The organism is Janthinobacterium sp., assembly GCF_031995485.1.
Taxonomy (GTDB): Bacteria; Pseudomonadota; Gammaproteobacteria; order Burkholderiales; family Burkholderiaceae_D; genus Janthinobacterium.
This window is the reverse complement of sequence record NZ_DAMAGB010000006.1, coordinates 1-20,421: the sequence shown is the minus strand read 5'-3', so window position 1 is coordinate 20,421 and position 20,421 is coordinate 1. Positions and strand designations below refer to the sequence as shown.

The window sequence follows — 20,421 nt, the reverse complement described above, 5'->3', positions numbered from 1 at the left end:
GACGTCATCTTCGTGCAGGAGGACGACCGCATCGTCAGCCGCCTGGGCGCCAAGGGCGTGGGCGAGATCGGCATCGTCGGCGTGGCGGCCGCCATCTCGAACGCCATCTATCACGCCACTGGCAAGCGGGTGCGCGAGACGCCCATGACGCCCGATAAAGTCATGCAGGACTGATGATGGCCTGGCCGCGCTGCGCGCACTGCAGGCGCAGCCGGCCGTATCGTTTATCTGTTATCTGCCCCGCTGTATTTCCTCGGAAACGATGGTGGCAAGCTCGGTCAGGGCCCAGGTCTGTTCGTGGCTCAGCTGGCGCGGCTTGCGGTCCAGCACGCACAAACTGCCCAGGCGGCATGCGTTGCGGTCCAGCAAGGGCACGCCGGCATAGAAACGTATCGCTTCCTGGCCCGTCACCAGGGGATTGTCCGCAAAGCGCGGGTCTAGGGTCGCATCCTCGACGATCATGATCTTGTTCTCGAGGATGGTGTAATTGCAAAATGCCCATGATCTTGGCGTCTCGGTAATACTCAGGCCCAGGCGCGCCTTGAACCACTGGCGATCTTCATCGAGCAGCGAAATGAGCGAGATGGGCATGTCCGCCAGCAGTGCCGCAACGCGCACGATGCGATCGTAATTGATGTGCGCCGGCGTGTCGAGCAAGCCGGTCGCGCGCGTGGCGCGCAGGCGCGCGCTTTCGTCGCTCACATCGGCACCCCTGTCGTGGGAAACTCCCCTGGCAAGCGTCTTCATGTGTCCCGGCTCAACCGCGCTGTTGCCAGGCAAGCCGCCGCCGTCGGGATAGAGGATGTTTCTGATGGAGGCCAGCGCAATGCGCCGATGCCCACCGGGCGTCTTCCACGACTCCAGCTTGCCCAGTTCCACCCATTTCTGCACGGTGCTCACGGCCACGCCCAGCAAATCGGCTGCCCGGGTGGTGGTGACAATTTCCGGGTCCGCATCCCGTCCTGACTCTGCTCGCATCGTTATCTCTCTTCAAGTTCATCGCATGTTAACTGACGATGCATTTTTCTGGCCAGTAAATTTGGCAAATTTAGTTTGCTTAAGGAAATATTTGATGCCATAATCCACACGAATTTGATTCTTTCGTCAAATTCGTCAAATTGATCAATTTTATTGAGTGGCTTTTCTTGTCGGAAGCGCCTCCTGACTGGCCCGCGCACGGGTCGTAAACAACCTTCATTGCTTCCTTTATGAAAAACTTCAGCATCAAAAATCTTATCGTATCGGTCATCGGCCTGCTGGTGCTGGTCACTATCGCAGTCGGCGCGCTTGGATATCATGCGGCGCAACGTTCGGTCGACCTGCTGGAACAGACCTCGCTCAAAGCCGCGCAGCAACAGCTGACGATCGCCAGCCTTGTTTTTCGCATGGAATCGAACCGCAGCCAGATCCTGCAGGCGCTGCAACACAACCCGGCCAGCAAATACGCAATCATGCACGATCATCCGCTCAACAATCATTTCAAGAACATTGTTGACAATACCAAAAAACTGCAACAGGAGCGCGAGGCTTTGCTGCAGTCCTTGTTTCGGCAATCGACGAAAGATGCCGTGAACCACTGGCTGGGCGAAAGCCGCAATCTGGGGCAGGGGCTGATAGCCGATGCCGCTCGCGCGATCGAGGCCAATGACTGGGATCGCGCGCAGGAAATACTGATACGCGAAATCAATCCGACCTATGCTAAAGGGCAGGTAGCCTATCAGGAATTGCAGAGCTTTATGTCAAAGCGTAACGCGCAGGAGAGCACGGACCTGCATGCCGAACTCGATGCAATCAACCGCGTTGTGCTGGCGGCGATCGTCTTTGCGGTGTTGCTTGCCGCTGGCGCGACGGTGTATCTGGTACGCGCCATTACCAGGCCGCTCGATGCTGCGGTGGTGGTGGCGCGCCGCGTGGCGGGCGGCGACCTGAGCGTGCAGGTTGAAGTGACCTCAAGTAACGAATTTGGCCAACTGCTCGGCGCGCTGCGCGACATGACGGGCAGCCTGACCGGGATCGTGCATGAGGTGAGAACCGAGAGCGACGTGATTGCCACCGCTTCCAGCCAGATTGCTGCAGGCAATCTCGATTTGTCCTTGCGTACCGAACAGCAAGCAAGTTCGATCGAAGAAACCTCAGCCTCGGTCGAGGAACTGACCGGCACGGTGCGCCAGAATGCCGATAACGCCCGCCAGGCCAGCGAACTTGCGGCAGCGGCTTCCCAGGTGGCCCTGCGTGGCGGCGCCGTGGTGGCAAACGTGGTGGTGACCATGGCGGACATCAAGGATTCGGCGCGCAAGATCGTCGACATCATTGCCGTCATCGACAGCATCGCTTTCCAGACCAATATCCTGGCACTGAATGCGGCGGTCGAGGCGGCCCGCGCCGGCGAACAGGGGCGCGGCTTCGCCGTGGTCGCGACCGAAGTGCGCAATCTTGCCCATCGCTCGGCCGGTGCAGCCAGGGAAATCAAGCAGCTGATCACCGACTCGGTGGGCAAAGTCGATAACGGCAGCCGGCTTGTCAGCCAGGCCGGCGCCACCATGGACGACATCGTCGAGAGCGTCGCGCGCGTGACCGCCATCATGGGCGAGATCAGCATTGCCAGTTCGGAACAGAGTTCAGGTATCGAGCAGATCCACCAGGCGATCAGCCAGATGGATCAGGCCACGCAGCAAAATGCGGCGCTGGTCGAGGAGGCCGCCAGTGCCGCCTATTCCTTGCGCGACAGCGCAAGCAGCCTGGCGGCGCGGGTCAGCCTCTTCAAATTGCATCGGGCGGCGTCCGTGGCCGAGGTCAAGCCTGCGCGCATGCGGCTCGGCTCCATGACGCCGTCCTTGACGGCCTGACGATTCATTGCGATAATGAGAAGCATTCTCAGTTGTATGTAGTGCTTCACATAACTTTTTGCAAATCAACTTTTACCTTGCCGCTCACCGCGCAGGAATTCATCGTGCAGATTGCGCAGTCCCTCGACCCGATAGCCGGCATCTACAGCAGCCACCACGGCTGGCTGTTGCGCTGGCTGCGCGGCAAGCTGCCCTGCGCCGACCAGGCGGCCGACCTGGCGCATGACACCTTCGTGCGGCTGCTGGCGGCACCGCACGCGATGCCATCGCTGCGCGAACCGCGTGCCTACCTGACCACGGTGGCGCAGCGGCTGCTGATCGACCATTACCGGCGCCTGTCGCTGGAGCAGGCCTGGTGCGAGGCGCTGGCGCAGCAGCCGGAACTGCTGATGCAGTCGCCGGAAGAGCGATTGATGGTCGTGCAAACGCTGCAGCGCATCGACGCCATGCTCGATGGCTTGCCCGGCGTGGTACGCAGCGCCTTCCTGATGGCGCATATCGATGACCTGGCCTACGCCGACATCGCCCAGCGGCTGGGCGTGAGCGAGCGCAGTGTCAAGCGCTACATGGTGCAGGCGTTAGAGCAGTGCATCCTGCTGATACTGTGACAGCGGCCTTGTCTCCCCACGCTGCGCGTGACGCGGCGCAGTGGCTGGTGCGCCTGCGCGACGGTGCGTTGAGCGCCGCCGAGCAGCAGGCCTTTGAACGCTGGCGCGACAGCCATCTCGATCACCTAGAAGCCTGGCGCCGCGCGGAACTGCTGTGCCAGACGCTGGCCGTGGTGCCGCCCGCGCTGCGCCAGCCATCGCAGCCATCGCAGTCGCAACGGGACCGGCGCGCCAGCATCAGGCATCTGGCCGTGCTGATCGCCTGCGCCGGGCCGCCTTTGTGGCTGGCCAGCCGGTCAGCGCCATGGCAGTCGTGGCGCGCCGGCATCAGTACCGCTACCGGTGAAATGCGCCATATGATGCTGGCGGACGGCACGCAGCTGGCGCTCAATACCGCCACCGCCATCGATATTGCGTTCGACGGCGCGTGCCGGCTGGTGACGCTGCATGCGGGCGAAATTCATCTGGCCACCGCCGCCGACCCGCGTCCGCTGCTGGTCAGAAGCGGCAACGGCAGCGTGCGCGCCATCGGCACCCGCTTCGGCGTGCGCCATGACGGCGGCCTGCTGTCGCCGCGTACGCAGGTGTCGGTGACGGACGGCGCGGTGGAGATCGTGCCGGTCGATGGCATGCAGGCTGCGCGCATCGTCAAGCGTGGCTGGCAGACCAGCTTCGATAATCGGGCCATCGCGCCTGACACACCGGTCGCGGCGGCCGCCAGCGGCTGGCTGCAGGGCGTGCTGATCGCCGAGCGCATGCCGCTGGGCGAAGTGCTGGCACAGGTGGCGCGCTATCGCCGCGGCGTGGTGCGCTGCGACCCGGCGGTGGCGCAGCTGCCGGTCGATGGCATTTTCCAGCTGAAGGATACGGACAGGATATTCGAATTGCTGCAGCTGTCGCTGCCGGTCCGGGTCCGTTTGCACACGCGATACTGGGTCAGCGTGGAAGCGCGTTGACGACGCCAACAATCGTGCGACCGGCGTGCAAGCCGCGCAGGTCGGGGTAGCGCAGCGTAACCCGATGCCACTGCCGGCGCCAACAATGTTGTCGGATTACGCGGCGTGCCGCCGCTAATCCGACCTACGATCTTTTATCGTTGTCCGTCGTACGATCCCGTGCAAGCCGCGGGGGTCGGGTTAGCGCAGCGTAACCCGACGCCACCACCGGCGTCACAACATGAAATAATCTGCCATACGCCTGTCCCTTTTCTGAACCTGGTCCGTCATAACAGATAGAACAGCATTTCCGACTATCGAAAGGGTCCACATGGCTTTGCCGCACCGCGCTTTCCGCGCACCGATCATTTTGCATCCCACCACCCGCGCCGTGCGCGCCGCGCTGGTTCTTGTGCTGGGCATGGGGGGCGCCGCGCTCGCCGCCGCGCCACCGCCGGCGCGCGCGGCCGACGCCGCACCGGCATCAGCGCGTGACTACCGCATCGCCGCCGGCGACCTGTCAACGACGCTCTTCACCTACGCGATCGCTTCCGGCGTGAATATCTCGACCCAGTCGACGCCATTGGCAGGCTTGCGCAGCAAGGGCGTGCAGGGACGCTACACGGTGCGGCAGGGCCTGCAGGCGCTGCTGGAGGGCAGCGGGCTGGAAGCGGTCGAGAGCGGCAACGGCGACTATGTGGTGCGCAGGGCACCTGAGGTAGGCGATGCCGCCATCATGCCGGCCGTCACCATCAGCGCCGAGGCGGACCGCAATACGGAAGGCACCGGCGCCTACACCACGAAGAGCATGAGCACGGCCACCGGCCTGACGCTGTCGCAGCGCCAGACGCCGCAGTCGGTCAGCGTGATCGCGCGCCAGCAGATGGACGATTTTCATCTGACCACCCTGCAGGACGTGGCGCTGGCCACGCCGGGCATCTATACCAAGCAGCCGGGCGTGACGGACCAGGAGACCTCGTACTATGCGCGCGGCTTTGCGCTCACGCACGTCAATGTCGATGGCCTGCCGCTGGACGTCACAGGCTTCAACCAGCGCAATGTGTCGGCCGACATGATCATGTACGACCGCGTGGAAGTGGTGCGCGGCGCCACCGGGCTGATGGAAGGGGCGGGCGCGCCGTCGGGCAGCATCAACCTGGTGCGGAAGCGTCCGACCGCCACGCCCCTGTTCAACGGCTCGCTGGCGCTGGGCAGCTGGAAAGACCGGCAGCTGACGCTGGACGCCAGTGCTGGCCTCAATGAATCGGGCAGCCTGCGCGGCCGCGTGGCGGGCAGCTGGCGCGACAGCGACAGCTTTATCGACGTGGTCAACAACAAGAACGGCACCCTGTACGGCATCATCGAGGCCGACCTGGGGCCGGATACGGTGCTGGGGATGGGCTTTTCGCGCCAGACCAGCCGCACGGACGGCGTCTCGGTCGGCCTGCCGACGTTTGCGGACGGGCGTCACATGAACTTGCCCCGTTCCACTTTCCTGAACAACGCCGACTCGTTCCAGGACCGCGACAACGACGTGCTGTTCGCCGACCTGGAACAGCGCCTGGGCGGTGGCTGGAAGGCGCGCCTGGCCGTGACCCATATCGACGCCAAATCGTCCACCCGCAATACCACCAACAGCCGCATCGACGGCCAGGACTACCTGCTGCAGCAATCGGAGACGGGCTGGAAATACAGTACCGGCCAGGTGGTGGCGGACGTACGCGTCAGCGGTCCCGTGACCTGGTTCGGCCGCCAGCACGAAGTGATTATCGGCGCCAGCTACCGCGACGACGACTCGGACGCGGCACAGTCCTGGGAAGGGGCGGGCACGCGCACCATCGATATCCGCAACTGGAATCCGCGCGCCTACCCGATGCAGGCCGGCCTGCTGGAGCCGTACAACTGGGGCCGCAAGACGCGCGAGAAGGGCTTGTACGCGGCCGGCAACTTCAGCCTGGCGGACCCGCTGCATCTGGTAATGGGCGCGCGCCTGGGCTGGTACACGCAGGACGTGACGGGCTGGTACGAGACGCAATATGCGTGGAAGCGCAGCCTGGACGAAAGCGCGAAGCTCACGCCCTATCTGGGCCTGGTCTACGACCTGGACAAGCACCATTCGGTATATGTGAGCGGCACCCAGATCTTCGAGCCGCAAAGCAGCATGGACGTCAGTGGCAATACGCTGCCGCCTTTGAGCGGCACCAATTACGAGGTGGGCGTCAAGGGCGAGTACTTTGGCGGCGCTTTGAACACCAGCGCCGCGCTGTTCCGCATCAGGCAGCGCAACCGCGAAATGGCCGATGAACAGAATTGCCCGACCGGCGGCGCCATCTACTGCGCGCGCGCGGCCGGCGAAGTGAAAAGCGAAGGCGTCGATCTGCAGCTGTCCGGCTCTCCGCTGCCGGGCTGGCAGGTGGCCGGCGGCTACACGTATGTGATGGCAAAGTACACGAGGGATGATATCGCCGCCAATGTCGGCCAGCGTATCGCCACCGACGAGCCGAAACAGCTGTTCAAGCTGTCGACCACGTACCAGCCGGGCGGCAGCCTGGCGCCATGGAGCGTGGGCGCGTCGGTGCAGGCGCAGGACCGGATGTACCGCCGCGATACAGGCTTTTATACCTCGCAGGGCACGTATGTGGTGGCGGGCCTCACGGCCGGCTACCGCATCAGCGACCGGCTGCAGCTGCGCCTGAATATCGACAATGTGTTCGACCGCCATTACTACCAGGCGCTCGGCTACAGCTGGGCGGGCGGCCTGGCGCGCTACGGTGCGCCGCGCAGCGCGCTGCTGACGCTGAGCTACAGGATGTAAGCACCGGGGCCAGGACCGCAGGACGCCTTGCTCAAGGCGGCGTCCTGCTGCCGCCTCAACTGTCGCGCCCGCGCTGCAAAATATTGTCAGCAAGACCAGCTTCTTGCTGAAGCCCTATGAATATTTTCCATAAGCAACTATAATCGGGCGTAATCAGAACATACGCAGAACCAACGTCGTCACGCTGGCAGCCGCCATTTTTACAGGCCGCGCCGGAGTTGCACGCATCTCGCTTTCCCCTGTCAGGGAAGGCATCTTTCTCCCGCCCCGAAAACGCGGGTGCGGTGACCGTGCCATCATCCGGTCGATTCTCCTGTTCTCATGAATTTGCCGCGTTGCCGCCATCCTGTGCAGGCAACGCCTCCTGGCGGCAGTCACGCCTGTTGATAACCTTATGCGCACGGATTCCTACAGCATGCTCAGTTCACTGTTCACGACAGGCCCGGCCTCGTTACCCTACCAGTACGGCACCCATGACGGCTGGCTGGTGCTCGTCTCCGTGGCTATCGCCATCTTTGCCTCGTTCATGGCGCTGCAGGTGGCCGGCATGGCGCGCGACAGCGACATGCAGCTGCAGCGCCAGACGGCCATCGTGACGGGTGCCATCGCCCTGGGCGGCGGCATCTGGTCGATGCATTTCATCGGCATGCTGGCCTTCGACCTGTGCACCCAGGTCACGTTCGAGCCGCGCCTGACGCTGCTGTCGATGTTGCCCGGCATGGGCGCTTCCTGGGTCGCGCTGCATCTGCTGGCACGCCCGCGGATCAGCCTCACGCAGCTGCTGGTCGGCGGCGTGCTGGTCGGCACCGGCATCGGCTCCATGCATTACAGCGGCATGGCCGCGATGCAGAGCGCGCTCGACCTGCACTACGATCCGGCGCTGTTCGGCCTGTCGCTGGTGGTGGCCATCGTGATGGCCGTGCTGGCGCTGTGGATACGCTTCGGCCTGGCCGCGTCGCGCCTGCAGCTGCGCCCGATGACGGCGCTGCTGGCCAGCAGCGTGGTCATGGGCCTGGCCATCTCGGGCATGCACTACACGGGCATGCTGGCGGCGCGCTTTTCCGGCACGCCGGCCACCGGCAGCAACACCATCACCGTGCAGGCCTCGTTCGTGGCGCTGGCCGTGGCCCTGATTACCGTCACCCTGACCGTGTTCGTGGCCGCCGCCAATGGCCTGCTGCGCTACCGCCAGCTGCTGCGCCACGCCAATGCGGGCGAGTCGCGCCTGCGCGCCATCGTCGACACGGCCGCCGACGGCCTGATTACCATCGACGGCCAGGGCAAGGTGCGCTCGTTCAATCCGGCCGCCGAAGCACTGTTCGGCTGGCGCGAAGCCGAGATCCTCGGACGCGACGCCAACATGCTGCTGCAGGACGAGGACGCGGCCCGCTACCAGAATTATCTGCGCGAATTCCTGGCCACCGGCGTGTCGCGCATCCTGCACAGCGGGCGCGAACTGGAAGGGCGCCACAAGGACGGCACGATGCTGCCGATTCGCGTCGCCATCGGCAAGATCGACACGCCGGGCCAGCCGTTGTTCGTGGCGTTCGTGACCGACATGCGCTCGTCGCGCAACATGGAACAGGCCCTCAAGGACAGCGAGCGCCAGTACCGCACCCTGATCCGCAATATCCCGGGCGTGTCCTTCCACACCAGTTTCGCGCCCGACTGGCAGATGATCTTCATCAGCGACGCCGTCTACAACCTGACCGGCTGGATGCCGCAGGATTTCATCGAGGGCCGCGTCAAGATGTTTGACCTGGTGCATCCCGATGACCGCCAGCGCGTCAACGACACCTGCGTGAAGGCGGCCGGCGAGCGGCGCGACTTCGAAAACGTCTACCGCATCCTGCACCGCGACGGGCGCGAACGCTGGGTCCGCGAAAGCAGCGGCCCGGTGCTCGACAACGACGGCGTGGTGCGCTGGATCGACGGCGTCATCCTCGACATCACCGAAAGCGAATTGCGCAATGCCGAATACGAGGGCAAGGTGACGGCGATCTCGCGCGCCATGGCCGTGATCGAATTCGACCTGCAGGGCAGGGTGTTGGCGGCCAACCAGAACTTCCTCGACGTGGTCGGCTATGAGCTGGGCGAAGTGCTGGGCCAGCACCACAGCATGTTCTGCGAACCGGAGTACGTGGCGTCCAGCGCCTATCCGCTGTTCTGGCAGCGGCTCGCCAGGGGCGAATTCGACGCCGCCGAATACGACCGCCTTGGCAAGGATGGCAGGAAGGTCAGCATCCAGGCCTCGTACAACCCGATTTTCAATACCGACGGCAAGCCGTTCAAGGTGGTCAAGCTGGCCACCGACATCAGCGAACAGAGCGCCATGCGCGAGAGCCTGCGCGCAGCCAAGGACCGCGCCGAGCTGGCCGCCGAATCGAAGACGGCCTTTTTGGCCAACATGAGCCACGAGATCCGCACGCCGATGAATGCGATTATCGGCTTTACCGAAGTGCTGCTGGGCACGGCCCTCGACAGCCTGCAGCGGCGCCACCTGACCACCGTGCGCCAGTCGGCCCGCTCGCTGCTGGAGCTGCTCAACGATATCCTCGACACGGCCAAGCTGGAAAAAGGCGCGACCGAGCTGGAACTGGTGGATTTTTCGCTGCCCGACCTGGTCGACCACGTGGCCGCCTCGCTGCGCATCACGGCCAACAACAAGGAGATCGAACTGCTGGTCGACTACGACCCGCGCGCCGGCCAGTTCTTCCTTGGCGACGCGCGCCGCATCCAGCAGGTGCTGACGAATCTGATCGGCAACGCCGTCAAATTTACCGAAGTGGGCCAGGTACGGGTGGCCGTCGACATGCAGGGCGCCAGCGTGCATATCGCCGTACACGACACGGGCATCGGCATTCCGGCCGACCGCCTCGACAAGATTTTCGCGCCCTTTACCCAGGCCGACTCCTCGATGAGCCGGCGCTTTGGCGGCACGGGCCTGGGCACCACGATTTCGCTGCAGCTGGTCGAACTGATGGGTGGCACCATCACGGTGGAAAGCACGCTTGGCGCGGGCAGCGTGTTCCATGTGCTGCTGCCGCTGGCGGCCGGCAAGGTGGTGCTGCGGCGCAGCGAGCAGCCGGTGCTGTCCCTGCCGCCGCTGCGCATCCTGGCAGCCGACGACGTGCCGCAGAATATCGAACTGCTGATGATCACCCTGGGCGCGGCCGGCCACCAGGTGATCGCCGCCAGCGATGGCGAAAGCGCCGTGCGCGAGTTCCGCAACGGCAGCTACGACATCGTGCTGATGGACGTGCAGATGCCGCGCATGGACGGCCTGGAAGCGACGCGCCTGATACGCGTGCATGAACGCGAACAGGGATTGAAGCCGACGCCGATCATCGCGCTGACGGCCAGCGTGCTGGAACAGGACCGCCGCGCCGCGCAAACGGCCGGCATGAGCGGCTTTGCCTCCAAGCCGCTGGAAATGCACAAGCTGACGGCGGAAATCGCGCGCCTGCTCGATATCGTCGTCAGTACCGACTTGCAGTCGGACCAGGCCGCGCTCGGCTTTGCCGGTGGCCAGGTCGACTGGCAGCGCGGCACGGCGCTGTGGGGCGGGCGCGAAACCCTGCAGCGCGCTATCGGCCGCTTCGTGCAGACCAACAGCGACAGCACGGCGCTGCTGGCGCGCGAAATGGACCGTGGCAGCGCCAGCGTGGCAGGGCATCTGCTGCACCGCCTGAAGGGCGCGGCCGCGAACCTGTGCCTGGTGCAGATCGAAGGCATCCTGGGCCGCATCGAGCAGGCCATCGCCAGGCAGGTGCCGGCGGCCGAACTGCTGGAGCAGCTGGCGGCAGCGCTGGCGGCGCTCACTGTCGAAATCGCGGAAGGCGGCGAGCCTGCCGTGCGAGTTGCCGAAGCGCCTGCGGCCGCTCCCGTGCCGCTTGACCATGCGGCCGCTGGCGCCATGATGCGCGAAGCCATCGCCAGCCTGGAAGGCGGCCAGCTCGACGATGTCCTGATGGCCGAGGTTTCCAGCCTGCTGGCGCCGCATGGCCAGGCGCGCCACCTGAAAAACCTGGCTGGCGCCATCGACGATTTTGAATTCGCGCGCGCGGCCGCCGTGCTGCGGCAATTGCTGGACTGGCTGCAGGCGCAGGCGGCCGAAGAAGACCGCGCCGTGACATCCTGACCTGAATCCGACTACGTACCGACATGAAATTACCAGAACAAAAACCGACCCTGCTGCTGGTCGACGACGAAGCGACCAATCTGCAGGTGCTGCGCCAGATCCTGCAGGACGACTACCGCCTGCTGTATGCCAAGGATGGCGAGAAAGCGCTCGAACTGGCGCAGGCCAATCCGGTCGAGCTGATCCTGCTCGACATCATGATGCCCGCCATGACCGGCTATGAAGTGTGCCGCAAGCTCAAGGCCATGCCGCTGACGGCCGCCATCCCCGTCATCTTCGTTACGGCCCTGGCCGATGTGAAAGATGAAGCGGAGGGCTTCGACGCGGGCGCCGTCGACTACATCACCAAGCCGGTCAGCCCGTCCATCGTGCGCGCGCGGGTGCGCACCCACCTGTCGCTGGTCGACGCGGCCGAACTGCGCCGCTCGCGCCTGCAGGTGATCCAGACTCTGGGCCAGGCGGCCGAATACAAGGACAACGAAACCGGCATGCATGTCATCCGCATGAGCTACTACGCGCGCCAGCTGGCGCTGGCCGCCGGCTTTGGCGAGGCGCAGGCAGAAGACCTGCTGAACGCGGCGCCGATGCATGACGTGGGCAAGATCGGCATCCCCGACGCCATCCTGCAAAAGCCGGGCAAGCTCGATGAGGACGAGTGGAAAGTGATGCGCAGCCATGCCGAAATCGGCGCCGCCATCATCGGCGAGCATGCGAGTGGCCTGCTGAAAATGGCACGCACCATCGCCCTGACGCACCATGAAAAATGGGACGGCAGCGGCTATCCGAACGGCCTGAAAGGGGAAGAAATCGCGCTGGAAGGGCGCATCGTGGCGATCGCCGACGTATTCGACGCCCTGACCAGCGTACGCCCCTACAAGCGCGCCTGGACGGTGGAAGAGGCAATCGACACGATGCAGCGCGACAGCGGCAAGCACTTCGATCCGGAGCTGATCGCGCTGTTTGTCGCGAATCTGCCGGCGATGCTGGAGATTAAGGCGAAGTGGAAAGAGCCGGTGTAGGAATATTTGCGTCGGATTACGCTACGCTAATCCGACCTGCGCGTCCATTGTCGACCGTCCTCGAAGGCACCGTAGGTCGGATCAGGCTGAAGGCCGTAATCCGACGACATTGCTGGCGCTAACGGTGGTGTCGGATTACGCACGGCTTCGCCGTGCCAATCCGACCTGCGCGAGCCGCTTGCATCAGAACGAATACACGAGCGTCAGCGACGTCTGCGTATCGGTATTCTTTTTGTCATCGGGCACGCGCGTGTCGTTGCGGGCGCTGAAGGCAGCCTTCATCTGCATGGTGCCGTTGATCTTGGTGCTGAGCGCCGATTCGGCGATCGAGTGGGTGTTCGAGGTGCCGCGCTCGACGCTGACGGTTTGCGTGAACATGGCCGACTGGCTGACCTTCCATTTCATCGCCGCCGCGCCGCGGATGGTCAGGCCGTGTTCGGACACGCCTTCGTCGTTGGTGCCGCTGAAGTAGCCCGGACCGACTTCCACGTCGACGCTCTTGTCTTCCGACTGGTACCAGCGCGAGCCATGACCGACGGCCAGGGTCGAATACTTGGTGTAGGCGCCGAAGCGGTCGTTGACGTGCGTGGCCAGCACGAACAGTTTTTCATTGTCGGCCATCAGCTTGTAGGCAGCCTTGCCGGACGCGGAAAAGCGCTCGGCCGAACGCTCGCGGTAGCGGCGGCCCTCGTCATCGGTATTCTTGTCTTCCTTGAAATAGCCGCTGAAGATGTACTGGTTGCTCCAGTCATCGAGCTCCTGGCGCGCGTCGATCTTGCCCGTCACCGAGGTGCCGGCCGTATTGCCCGAAGTGGTGATGGCGCCCAGTTCGGCCGACGTGCTCCAGCTGCCGATCGGGATTTCGTCGAACAGCATGCTTTGCTTGGTGTCTTTGGCGATGGCGCCGCCATGCGTGATGGCCAGGGCCAGCGCCAGTGCGAGAGTGGGAATGAATTTCATGGCTGTATGCTTGTCTGTGCTGGCGCGCCTGCGTGGCGGCGCTGCCTGCGGTTGGTATCGGCAAATAGGGTTGCAGTGTCGATCAGGGCCGCCGGCTGCCGGGAGCAGAGCGAAACACAGCGTGCGCTGGCGCGGTCCATCAGGGTCGAGCGCGTATTGTACCTGAGGCTGTCCTTGCCTGCCCTGAGCGCACGGCGCATTAAGACGGTCTTAATTCCGCGGTCTTTTGCGATGGCAGGCTGGCAAGGCGCCCGCGCCTGGCGTATGCTGCGTTTTTCACTGATACATATCAAAGGATTCACTGTGCGCTGCCTGGTCATCGAAGACGAAGCCGATACGTCCCGCTATATCTGCGCCGGCCTGCGCGACGCCGGCCATGAAGTGGTCGCGTGCGACAACGGCATCGACGGCATGCGCCTGGCCTGCGGCGAGGAGTGGGATGCGCTGGTGCTCGACCGCCTGCTGCCGGGCGAGATCGACGGCCTGGCCATCGTTGCACGCCTGCGCGGCATGGGCCGCAATACACCGGTGCTGGTGCTGTCGGCCCTGTCCAGCGTGGACGAGCGGGTGCGCGGCCTGCGCAGCGGCGGCGACGACTACCTGTCCAAGCCATTTGCCATCGACGAGCTGCTGGCGCGCATCGAGGCGCTGCTGCGGCGCGCCGCACCGGTGCCGGACGCCACGCAATTGCAGGTGGCCGACCTGGTGCTCGACATGCGCACCATGCGCGTGACGCGCGCGAACCGCCAGATCGCGCTGCAGCCGCGCGAGTTTCGCCTGCTCGAATACCTGATGCGCCACCAGGGCCAGTCGGTCACGCGCGCCATGCTGCTCGAAGCGGTGTGGGATTACCATTTCGATCCGCAAACCAATGTGATCGACGTGCAGGTGAGCCGTTTGCGCACCAAGATCGACAAGGAGTTTTCACCCCCGCTGATCCATACCGTGCGCGGCGTCGGCTATACGCTGGGCGTGCTGGAAAGCGGCCCGCATGCCTAAATCGATCGCGGCGCGGCTGGCGCTCGGCTACGGCCTGCTGCTGGCAATCTCGATTGCCATCGTCTGCGGCGTGTTTTACTTCGGCACCATCGGCGTGCTGGACCGCAGCGTGGACCGCAAGCTCATTTTGCTGTCCGAGCGCCTGGCCGCCCTGTACGCGCCCGAAGACAGCACCCGTACCTCGGCCGAAATCGCGCACCTGCTGACCGACCGCACCGACAGCGACACCGAAATCTTCCTGCTGGTCGGCAGGGATGGGCATCGCATCTCGGGCAACCTGTCGAACTGGCCGATGGCCGACAGCCCGGTTGGCAAGCTGCTGCACGTGCACGTGACGCGGGAAGGGCGCCGCGTGCCGGCGCGCCTGCTGATCCGTGACCTGATCGACGGCTCGCGCTTGTATGTGGGGCGCGCCATGCTGGAAAGCGATTCGATCCGCACGCTGGTGCTGCGCTCGCTGGCGTATGGCGGCGCCGTCGCCGTGCTGCTGATGGTGGCCGGCTCCTGGCTGTTCCGCCGCCAGCTCGAAGCGAGGATCGGCCAGATACGCCGCACGGCGGGCGAGATCGAGGCCGGCGACCTGTCGCGGCGCATTCCCGTTACCAGCGACGACGAATTCGGCAAGCTCAGTGGCGATATCAACCGCATGCTCGACCGCATCGAACATCTGATGGAAGGCGTGCGCCATGTGTCGAATGCGATCGCGCACGACTTGCGCACGCCGCTGGGCCGCGTGCGCAACAAGCTTGATGGCGCGCTGCGCCAGCAGCAGACGGTGGACGCCTGGCAGCATGCGGCCCATTCGGCGATTGCCGATATCGACGACCTCACGCGCGTGTTCGACAAGCTGCTGCAGATCGCGGCGGCCGAATCGGGCATGCGACCCGAATACTTCACCGATATCGACCTGCAGCAGATCGGCGCCGATATCGTCGAGATGTACGAGGCAACGGCCGACGAGCAGGGCGTGCTGCTGGTGCAGCTGTACCGCGACGAGCTGCCGGCGCGCGGCGACCGCAACCTGCTGGGCAGCGCACTGGCCAGCCTGGTCGACAATGCGATCAAATACGCCGGCCATGGCGCCACGGTCGAAGTGTCGGCCGGACAGGATGCGCGCGGCGCCTGGCTGGCCGTGCGCGACAACGGTCCCGGCGTGCCGGCCGGCGAACTGTCGAAACTGACGCAGCGCTTCTACCGGCTCGACAAGAGCCGCCACCTGCCGGGCAATGGGCTGGGTTTGTCCATCGTGGCGGCGATTGCGGCGCTGCATGGGGGCAGCCTGGAGATCGAGGATGCGGGGCCGGGGTTGCGGGTGCGGCTGCGGCTTGCGTAATGCGCCAACATTGTTGGCCGGGCCGGTAGTGTTGTCGGATTACGGCCGGCGGCCTAATCCGACCTACCCGACCCACCCAACCTGCGGTATTTTTGATTCCGGCGCGGTTTTTGTGGCGCTGCCCAACGAAAAGCCTGCGATCGGCGTATACTTGTCGGCGTCTTTAACCTGGAAGCCAGTCATCCCATGCCAGCAACTTTCCCTACTTCGCGCATGCGCCGCCTGCGCGCGAACCCGCAACTGCGCGAGCTGTTCCGCGAAACCGAAATCAATCCGCGCGACCTGGTCCTGCCGATTTTCGTTGACGAAGGCGCCACCGATTTTGTCGACATCACCTCGATGCCCGGCGTGCGCCGCATCCCGGAAGCGAAACTGGCGCAGGAAATCGAGCGCTATGCGCGCGCCGGCCTGCGTTCGGTAATGACCTTCGGCATTTCGCACCACAAGGACAGCCACGGCAGCGACACGCTGAACCCGGATGGCCTGGTGGCGCGCATGTCGCGCATCATCAAGGACGCCGTGCCGGAAATGGTCGTCATGTCCGACACCTGCTTTTGCGAATACACGGACCACGGCCATTGCGGCATCCTGCATGGCGACACCGTCGACAACGACAGCACGGTGCTGAACCTGGGCAAGCAGGCGGTGATCGCCGCGCAAGCCGGCGCCGATATCATTGCGCCCTCGGCCGCAATGGACGGCCAGGTGGCGGCGATCCGCAGCGCGCTCGACGCGGCCGGTTTCCACGATACCCCCGTGATGGCGTATTCGACCAAGTTCGCCTCCGGCCTGTACGGCCCGTTCCGCGAAGCGGCCGGCAGCACCTTGCGCGGCGACCGCAAGACGTACCAGATGGACCCGATGAACCGCCGCGAGGCGATCCGCGAGTCGCTGATCGACGAAGCCGAAGGCGCCGATGCGCTGATGGTCAAGCCGGCCGGGGCCTACCTCGACATCATCCGCGACCTGCGCGACGTGACGCGCCTGCCGATCGGCGCCTACCAGGTCAGCGGCGAGTACGCGATGATCAAGTTCGCCGCGCAAGCGGGCGCCATCGACGAGCGACGCGTGGTGCAGGAAACCCTGGGCGCCATCAAGCGCGCGGGCGCCGACATGATCTTCACGTATTTTGCGATGGATGTGCTGAATAACCCATATTAAGGTTTCCAGCCGCCTGACGCCGGCGTCCTTGTTAACCCCAAAAGCAGATACGGGGGTCGGATCCCGAGGGTTCGGCCCCGGCACTTGCCGTTGGGTTCATCCAGCATTCCCCCATGCCCCTCAAAATCTCCCGCATCCTGCATGCCGGCTATCTTTTCGCATGCGAAGATACCGTCATCGCCTTTGATCCCATCGTCGAAAATCCGTTCAGCCGCAATTGCCACGCGTTTCCCGGCGTGCGCTTCGACCACGAACAGGTGCGCCAGCTGCGCCTCGATGCCGTGTTCATCTCGCATTTCCACGACGATCACCTGTCGCTCGAAAGCCTCGATTTTCTCGACCGCGCCACGCCCATCTACCTGTACTGCATCTTCGACGAACTGTTCGAGATGATCCGCGCGCTGGGCTTTGCCCGGGTCGAGCGCCTGCAGGTGGATGTGGCGGTGCAGGTGGGCGCGATTGAAATCATTCCGCGCCGCGCGCTTGACGACGATGTCGATTCGCTGTTCCAGGTACGCGCTGGCGGCATGAATGTGCTCAATGTCGTCGATTCCTGGATCGGTCCCGGGACCCTGGCGCAGCTGGCCGCGCTGGCGCCGTGGGACATGGTCTTGTGGCCATTCCAGGCCATGCGCGAAGTGGCCGTGATCGCCCCAACTTTGGCAAGGCCGGCGCGCGCCACCTTGCCCGACGACTGGATAGCCCAGCTGCAGGTGCTGAACCCCCGTTACATCGTGCCCAGCTCCTGCCAGTTCGTGCAGGAAGACTGGTCCTGGTACAACCACGCGATGTTCCCCGTCACCTACCGGCAGTTTGCGCGCGAGGTGGGGGCGGCGGTGCCGGCAGCGACCGTGGTGCGGCTCGATCCGTCCGTCTCGGTGCTGCTGGACGCCGATGGATTGGTACCCGCCGCGCCGCTGCCGTGGGTGATTCCGGTCGGGCCGCAGGATGTCGATTTCGACTACCGGCCCGGCGTGGCGCCGCCTGCCACGGCCGATATCGCCCGGCGTTTCCCCGCCCTCAACGAACATGATACGGCGCTGGTGCTGGACTTTTGCCGCCACGGCCTGCTGGCGCGCTACCGCGACATGGAACTGGCGGAGGACAGCTACTTCCAGCAGCCGCGCCTGTGGCGGCTGTCGCTGTACGGCCACGACGGCAGCGTCACCGTGCTGCACTACCGCATCGACGCCGACCTGATCGACCTGGTGCCGTCGCCGGCCCCGGGCGAAGCGCCGTCGTGGACCACCGAGCTACCGCTGGCGAAATGCCATGCGGCGCTGGTGCTGGGCGAATCGCTTACCTCGATGTACCTGCGCATCAACGATGCGCAGTTCGACGCGGCCACGCTGGCCGAGCTGGAGGAGGCCGATATCGTCGACGATCCGCTGATACGCTGCCTGTTCAATGACGCCATCGGCGCCTACCAGGCGGCGCAACTGCAGCGCCTGGGCTATGGTTCGCTCGCTCCCTGAAGAAAATCGCCGGACGCGGTAAGATAAGCGATCTCTGAACAAGGACACCGATATGGCACATACGACTGAAACCGCAATTCTGGCAGGCGGCTGCTTCTGGGGCGTGCAGGACCTGCTGCGCCGCTATCCGGGCGTGGAAGCGACACGCGTGGGCTACACGGGCGGCGACGTGGCCAATGCCACCTACCGCAACCATGGCACGCATGCCGAAGGCATCGAGATCATTTTCGACCCCAGCGTGATCAGCTACCGCCGCCTGCTGGAGCTGTTTTTCCAGATCCACGACCCGAGCACGGAAAACCGCCAGGGCAATGACCGCGGCACCAGCTACCGTTCGGCCATCTACTACACCACCGACGAGCAGAAACTGGTGGCCGAAGAAACCATCCGCGACGTCGACGCCTCGGGCCTGTGGCCAGGCAAAGTGGTGACGGAAGTGGCGCCGGCCGGCCCGTTCTGGCAAGCCGAGCCGGAGCACCAGGATTACTTGCAGCGTTTGCCGAACGGCTACACCTGCCATTACATCCGTCCGGACTGGGTCCTGCCGCAACGCCAGCAGTAACACGGGCAGGGCCGGACTGTGCGTTACTGGCGCGTCGAACGCAGGCAGGCCGAAGGCCAGCTGGACTTCGGCCGCACGCTGGAGCTGGTGGCCGCCATTGGCCATGACGATGTCAACGCCATGGCCGGCGCCATCCTGTCCACCGTGGCGACGGCGGCGCCCATCGTCCAGTGCACCATCTTTGCGTATGAATTCGGCAACCGGCCGCGCACGGTGGCGGTGGCCGACCGGCGCGGCGGACGCTTTCTGCAGGATATCGCCGACAGCTATGCGCGCCATTACTATGCGCTCGACGGCAACCAGCGGGTGATCGCACCGGCGGCGACGCCCGCCAGGAACGATACCACCATCGTGCTGCACCAGCAGGCCAGCGACGAGATCGATCACCCCGGCTACCGCGCCACCTGTTATCAGCGTCCCAATGTGTCGGACCGCCTGTCGCTGCTGGTGCAGCCAGCCGCCGATATCTGGCTGTCGGTCAATTTCTACCGCGACAGCGACCAGGGCAAATTCGCTCCCGGCGACATCGCCGCCATCGAAACCCTGGCGCCGCTGTTCTCGCACGCCGTCAAGCATCACTATCGTCTCAACGGCCAGATCGCCCAGGGCGCGGCGCCGATGATGCTGGCGGCCTTGCGCCGGTACTGCCCACAGCTCAGCAAGCGCGAACTCGATGTGCTGCGCGGCGTGCTCGAAGGCCGCACCGCCGCCGAGATCGCCGACGCGACGGGCCTGCAGCCGTCGAGCGTGATCACCTACCAGAAACGCGCCTACAAGCGCATGGGCATCTCCAGCCAGCGCCAGCTGTTTGCGCTGTGCGTGGGCGCGCAAGCGGTGTGAATGCCGGCAAATTCCGTCGGCCGGATCAGCGCAGCGTAATCCGGCACCATGGTTGGCCCAAGCGCCAGCCGCCACCGCCCACCTACGTCATGTCTTGTCCCCAAAATGGGGACAAGACATGACGCCCGTCTCTGCATACTGTGTCTCAAGCCGCATCAGTCGGCCGCACCGCCGAGACAAACCGGCGGGCACACCTTATGGAGACACGCATGACCCTGGCCACCGCCACGCCTTTCGTCCCGCCTTCCCCCAAGCCGTCCATCCCGGACGCGGCCACCATGCAGCTGGAACAGCAAGTGATCCGCAAGGTGTCGCGCCACCTGCTGTGGTTTCTGTTCCTGCTGTTTGTGTTTTCCTTTCTCGACCGCATCAATATCGGCTTTGCCGGCCTGACCATGATGCAGGACCTGGGCCTGTCCGGCACCCAGTTCGGCTTTGCCACCACCTTGTTTTATATTGGCTATATTGCCTGCAGCATCCCCAGCAATATCATCCTGGCGCGCCTGGGGGCGCGGCGCTGGATCGGCTCCATCATGATCGCCTGGGGCCTGGCCTCGACCGCCACCATGTTTGCCAGCAGCCCGGCCAGCCTGTATCTGCTGCGCTTCCTGGTGGGCGTCACGGAGGCGGGTTTCCTGCCCGGCATGCTGCTGTATCTGACCTACTGGTTTCCCGGTGCGTACCGGGCACGCGCCAATGCGCTGTTCATGATCGCCATGCCGGTGAC

General features: G+C 64.6%; 15 protein-coding genes. 13 read left to right on the top strand and 2 right to left on the bottom strand.

Annotated elements, in window-relative coordinates:
• Positions 1-231: 231 nt before the first annotated feature.
• Entirely contained in the window at positions 232-978 is a 747-nt protein-coding gene (locus RTQ46_RS06070; protein WP_312435242.1) for a GAF domain-containing protein, read from the bottom strand.
• Positions 979-1,208: 230 nt separating this feature from the next.
• On the opposite strand from RTQ46_RS06070, the gene RTQ46_RS06065 reads away from it, so the two are divergent.
• From RTQ46_RS06065 to RTQ46_RS06040, 6 genes are all read left to right on the top strand, one after another.
• Positions 1,209-2,846 (top strand): methyl-accepting chemotaxis protein, encoded by a 1,638-nt coding sequence (locus RTQ46_RS06065; RefSeq protein ID WP_312435240.1) that lies wholly within the window; start codon positions 1,209-1,211, stop codon positions 2,844-2,846.
• Between the two features lie 77 nt (positions 2,847-2,923).
• Positions 2,924-3,454, top strand: coding sequence for a sigma-70 family RNA polymerase sigma factor (locus RTQ46_RS06060; protein ID WP_409518302.1), 531 nt, complete (start codon positions 2,924-2,926; stop codon positions 3,452-3,454).
• 8 nt (positions 3,455-3,462) lie between these two features.
• Positions 3,463-4,410, top strand: a complete 948-nt coding sequence (locus tag RTQ46_RS06055) for a FecR domain-containing protein (RefSeq protein ID WP_312435239.1) — start codon at positions 3,463-3,465, stop codon at positions 4,408-4,410.
• Positions 4,411-4,720: 310 nt separating this feature from the next.
• Positions 4,721-7,204 carry a TonB-dependent siderophore receptor gene (locus RTQ46_RS06050; protein ID WP_312435238.1) on the top strand — a complete coding sequence of 828 codons (2,484 nt, stop codon included), beginning with the start codon at positions 4,721-4,723 and terminating at the stop codon, positions 7,202-7,204.
• Positions 7,205-7,619: 415 nt separating this feature from the next.
• On the top strand, positions 7,620-11,345 hold the full coding sequence (locus tag RTQ46_RS06045) for a PAS domain S-box protein (RefSeq protein ID WP_312435236.1): 3,726 nt from the start codon (positions 7,620-7,622) through the stop codon (positions 11,343-11,345).
• Between the two features lie 23 nt (positions 11,346-11,368).
• On the top strand, positions 11,369-12,364 hold the full coding sequence (locus tag RTQ46_RS06040; protein ID WP_312435235.1) for a two-component system response regulator: 996 nt from the start codon (positions 11,369-11,371) through the stop codon (positions 12,362-12,364).
• Between the two features lie 183 nt (positions 12,365-12,547).
• Here the strand turns inward: RTQ46_RS06040 and RTQ46_RS06035 are convergent, their stop codons facing one another.
• Positions 12,548-13,324, bottom strand: a complete 777-nt coding sequence (locus RTQ46_RS06035) for a DUF481 domain-containing protein (RefSeq protein ID WP_312435233.1) — start codon at positions 13,322-13,324, stop codon at positions 12,548-12,550.
• 303 nt (positions 13,325-13,627) lie between these two features.
• Here RTQ46_RS06035 and RTQ46_RS06030 point away from each other — a divergent pair, with 303 nt between their 5' ends.
• From RTQ46_RS06030 to RTQ46_RS06000, 7 genes are all read left to right on the top strand, one after another.
• Positions 13,628-14,323 (top strand): winged helix-turn-helix domain-containing protein, encoded by a 696-nt coding sequence (locus RTQ46_RS06030; protein WP_312435232.1) that lies wholly within the window; start codon positions 13,628-13,630, stop codon positions 14,321-14,323.
• A complete protein-coding gene (locus tag RTQ46_RS06025; protein ID WP_312435230.1) occupies positions 14,316-15,656 on the top strand; it encodes a HAMP domain-containing sensor histidine kinase in 1,341 nt (446 codons plus the stop codon). The genes RTQ46_RS06030 and RTQ46_RS06025 overlap by 8 nt, the downstream gene beginning before the upstream one ends.
• 186 nt (positions 15,657-15,842) lie before the next feature.
• Positions 15,843-16,817, top strand: a complete 975-nt coding sequence (gene hemB, locus RTQ46_RS06020; RefSeq protein WP_312435229.1) for a porphobilinogen synthase — start codon at positions 15,843-15,845, stop codon at positions 16,815-16,817.
• 113 nt (positions 16,818-16,930) lie between these two features.
• Positions 16,931-18,292 (top strand): MBL fold metallo-hydrolase, encoded by a 1,362-nt coding sequence (locus RTQ46_RS06015; RefSeq protein WP_312435228.1) that lies wholly within the window; start codon positions 16,931-16,933, stop codon positions 18,290-18,292.
• Positions 18,293-18,344: 52 nt separating this feature from the next.
• Positions 18,345-18,854, top strand: coding sequence for a peptide-methionine (S)-S-oxide reductase MsrA (gene msrA, locus RTQ46_RS06010; RefSeq protein WP_312435227.1), 510 nt, complete (start codon positions 18,345-18,347; stop codon positions 18,852-18,854).
• 18 nt (positions 18,855-18,872) lie between these two features.
• Positions 18,873-19,694: a helix-turn-helix transcriptional regulator gene (locus tag RTQ46_RS06005; protein ID WP_312435225.1), complete on the top strand. Its 822-nt coding sequence runs from the start codon at positions 18,873-18,875 to the stop codon at positions 19,692-19,694.
• 209 nt (positions 19,695-19,903) lie between these two features.
• Positions 19,904-20,421, top strand: a 518-nt coding sequence (locus RTQ46_RS06000) for an MFS transporter (RefSeq protein ID WP_312435224.1), incomplete at its 3' end; no start/stop codon positions are given.

Excerpts from the sequence above, each read along its gene's own strand:
- RTQ46_RS06070 (WP_312435242.1), bottom strand. The coding sequence starts at position 978 with ATGCGAGCAGAGTCAGGACGGGATGCGGACCCGGAAATTGTCACCACC.
- RTQ46_RS06065 (WP_312435240.1), top strand. The coding sequence starts at position 1,209 with ATGAAAAACTTCAGCATCAAAAATCTTATCGTATCGGTCATCGGCCTG.
- RTQ46_RS06050 (WP_312435238.1), top strand. The coding sequence starts at position 4,721 with ATGGCTTTGCCGCACCGCGCTTTCCGCGCACCGATCATTTTGCATCCC.
- RTQ46_RS06045 (WP_312435236.1), top strand. The coding sequence starts at position 7,620 with ATGCTCAGTTCACTGTTCACGACAGGCCCGGCCTCGTTACCCTACCAG.
- RTQ46_RS06040 (WP_312435235.1), top strand. The coding sequence starts at position 11,369 with ATGAAATTACCAGAACAAAAACCGACCCTGCTGCTGGTCGACGACGAA.
- RTQ46_RS06035 (WP_312435233.1), bottom strand. The coding sequence starts at position 13,324 with ATGAAATTCATTCCCACTCTCGCACTGGCGCTGGCCCTGGCCATCACG.
- RTQ46_RS06025 (WP_312435230.1), top strand. The coding sequence starts at position 14,316 with ATGCCTAAATCGATCGCGGCGCGGCTGGCGCTCGGCTACGGCCTGCTG.
- hemB (WP_312435229.1), top strand. The coding sequence starts at position 15,843 with ATGCCAGCAACTTTCCCTACTTCGCGCATGCGCCGCCTGCGCGCGAAC.
- RTQ46_RS06015 (WP_312435228.1), top strand. The coding sequence starts at position 16,931 with ATGCCCCTCAAAATCTCCCGCATCCTGCATGCCGGCTATCTTTTCGCA.
- msrA (WP_312435227.1), top strand. The coding sequence starts at position 18,345 with ATGGCACATACGACTGAAACCGCAATTCTGGCAGGCGGCTGCTTCTGG.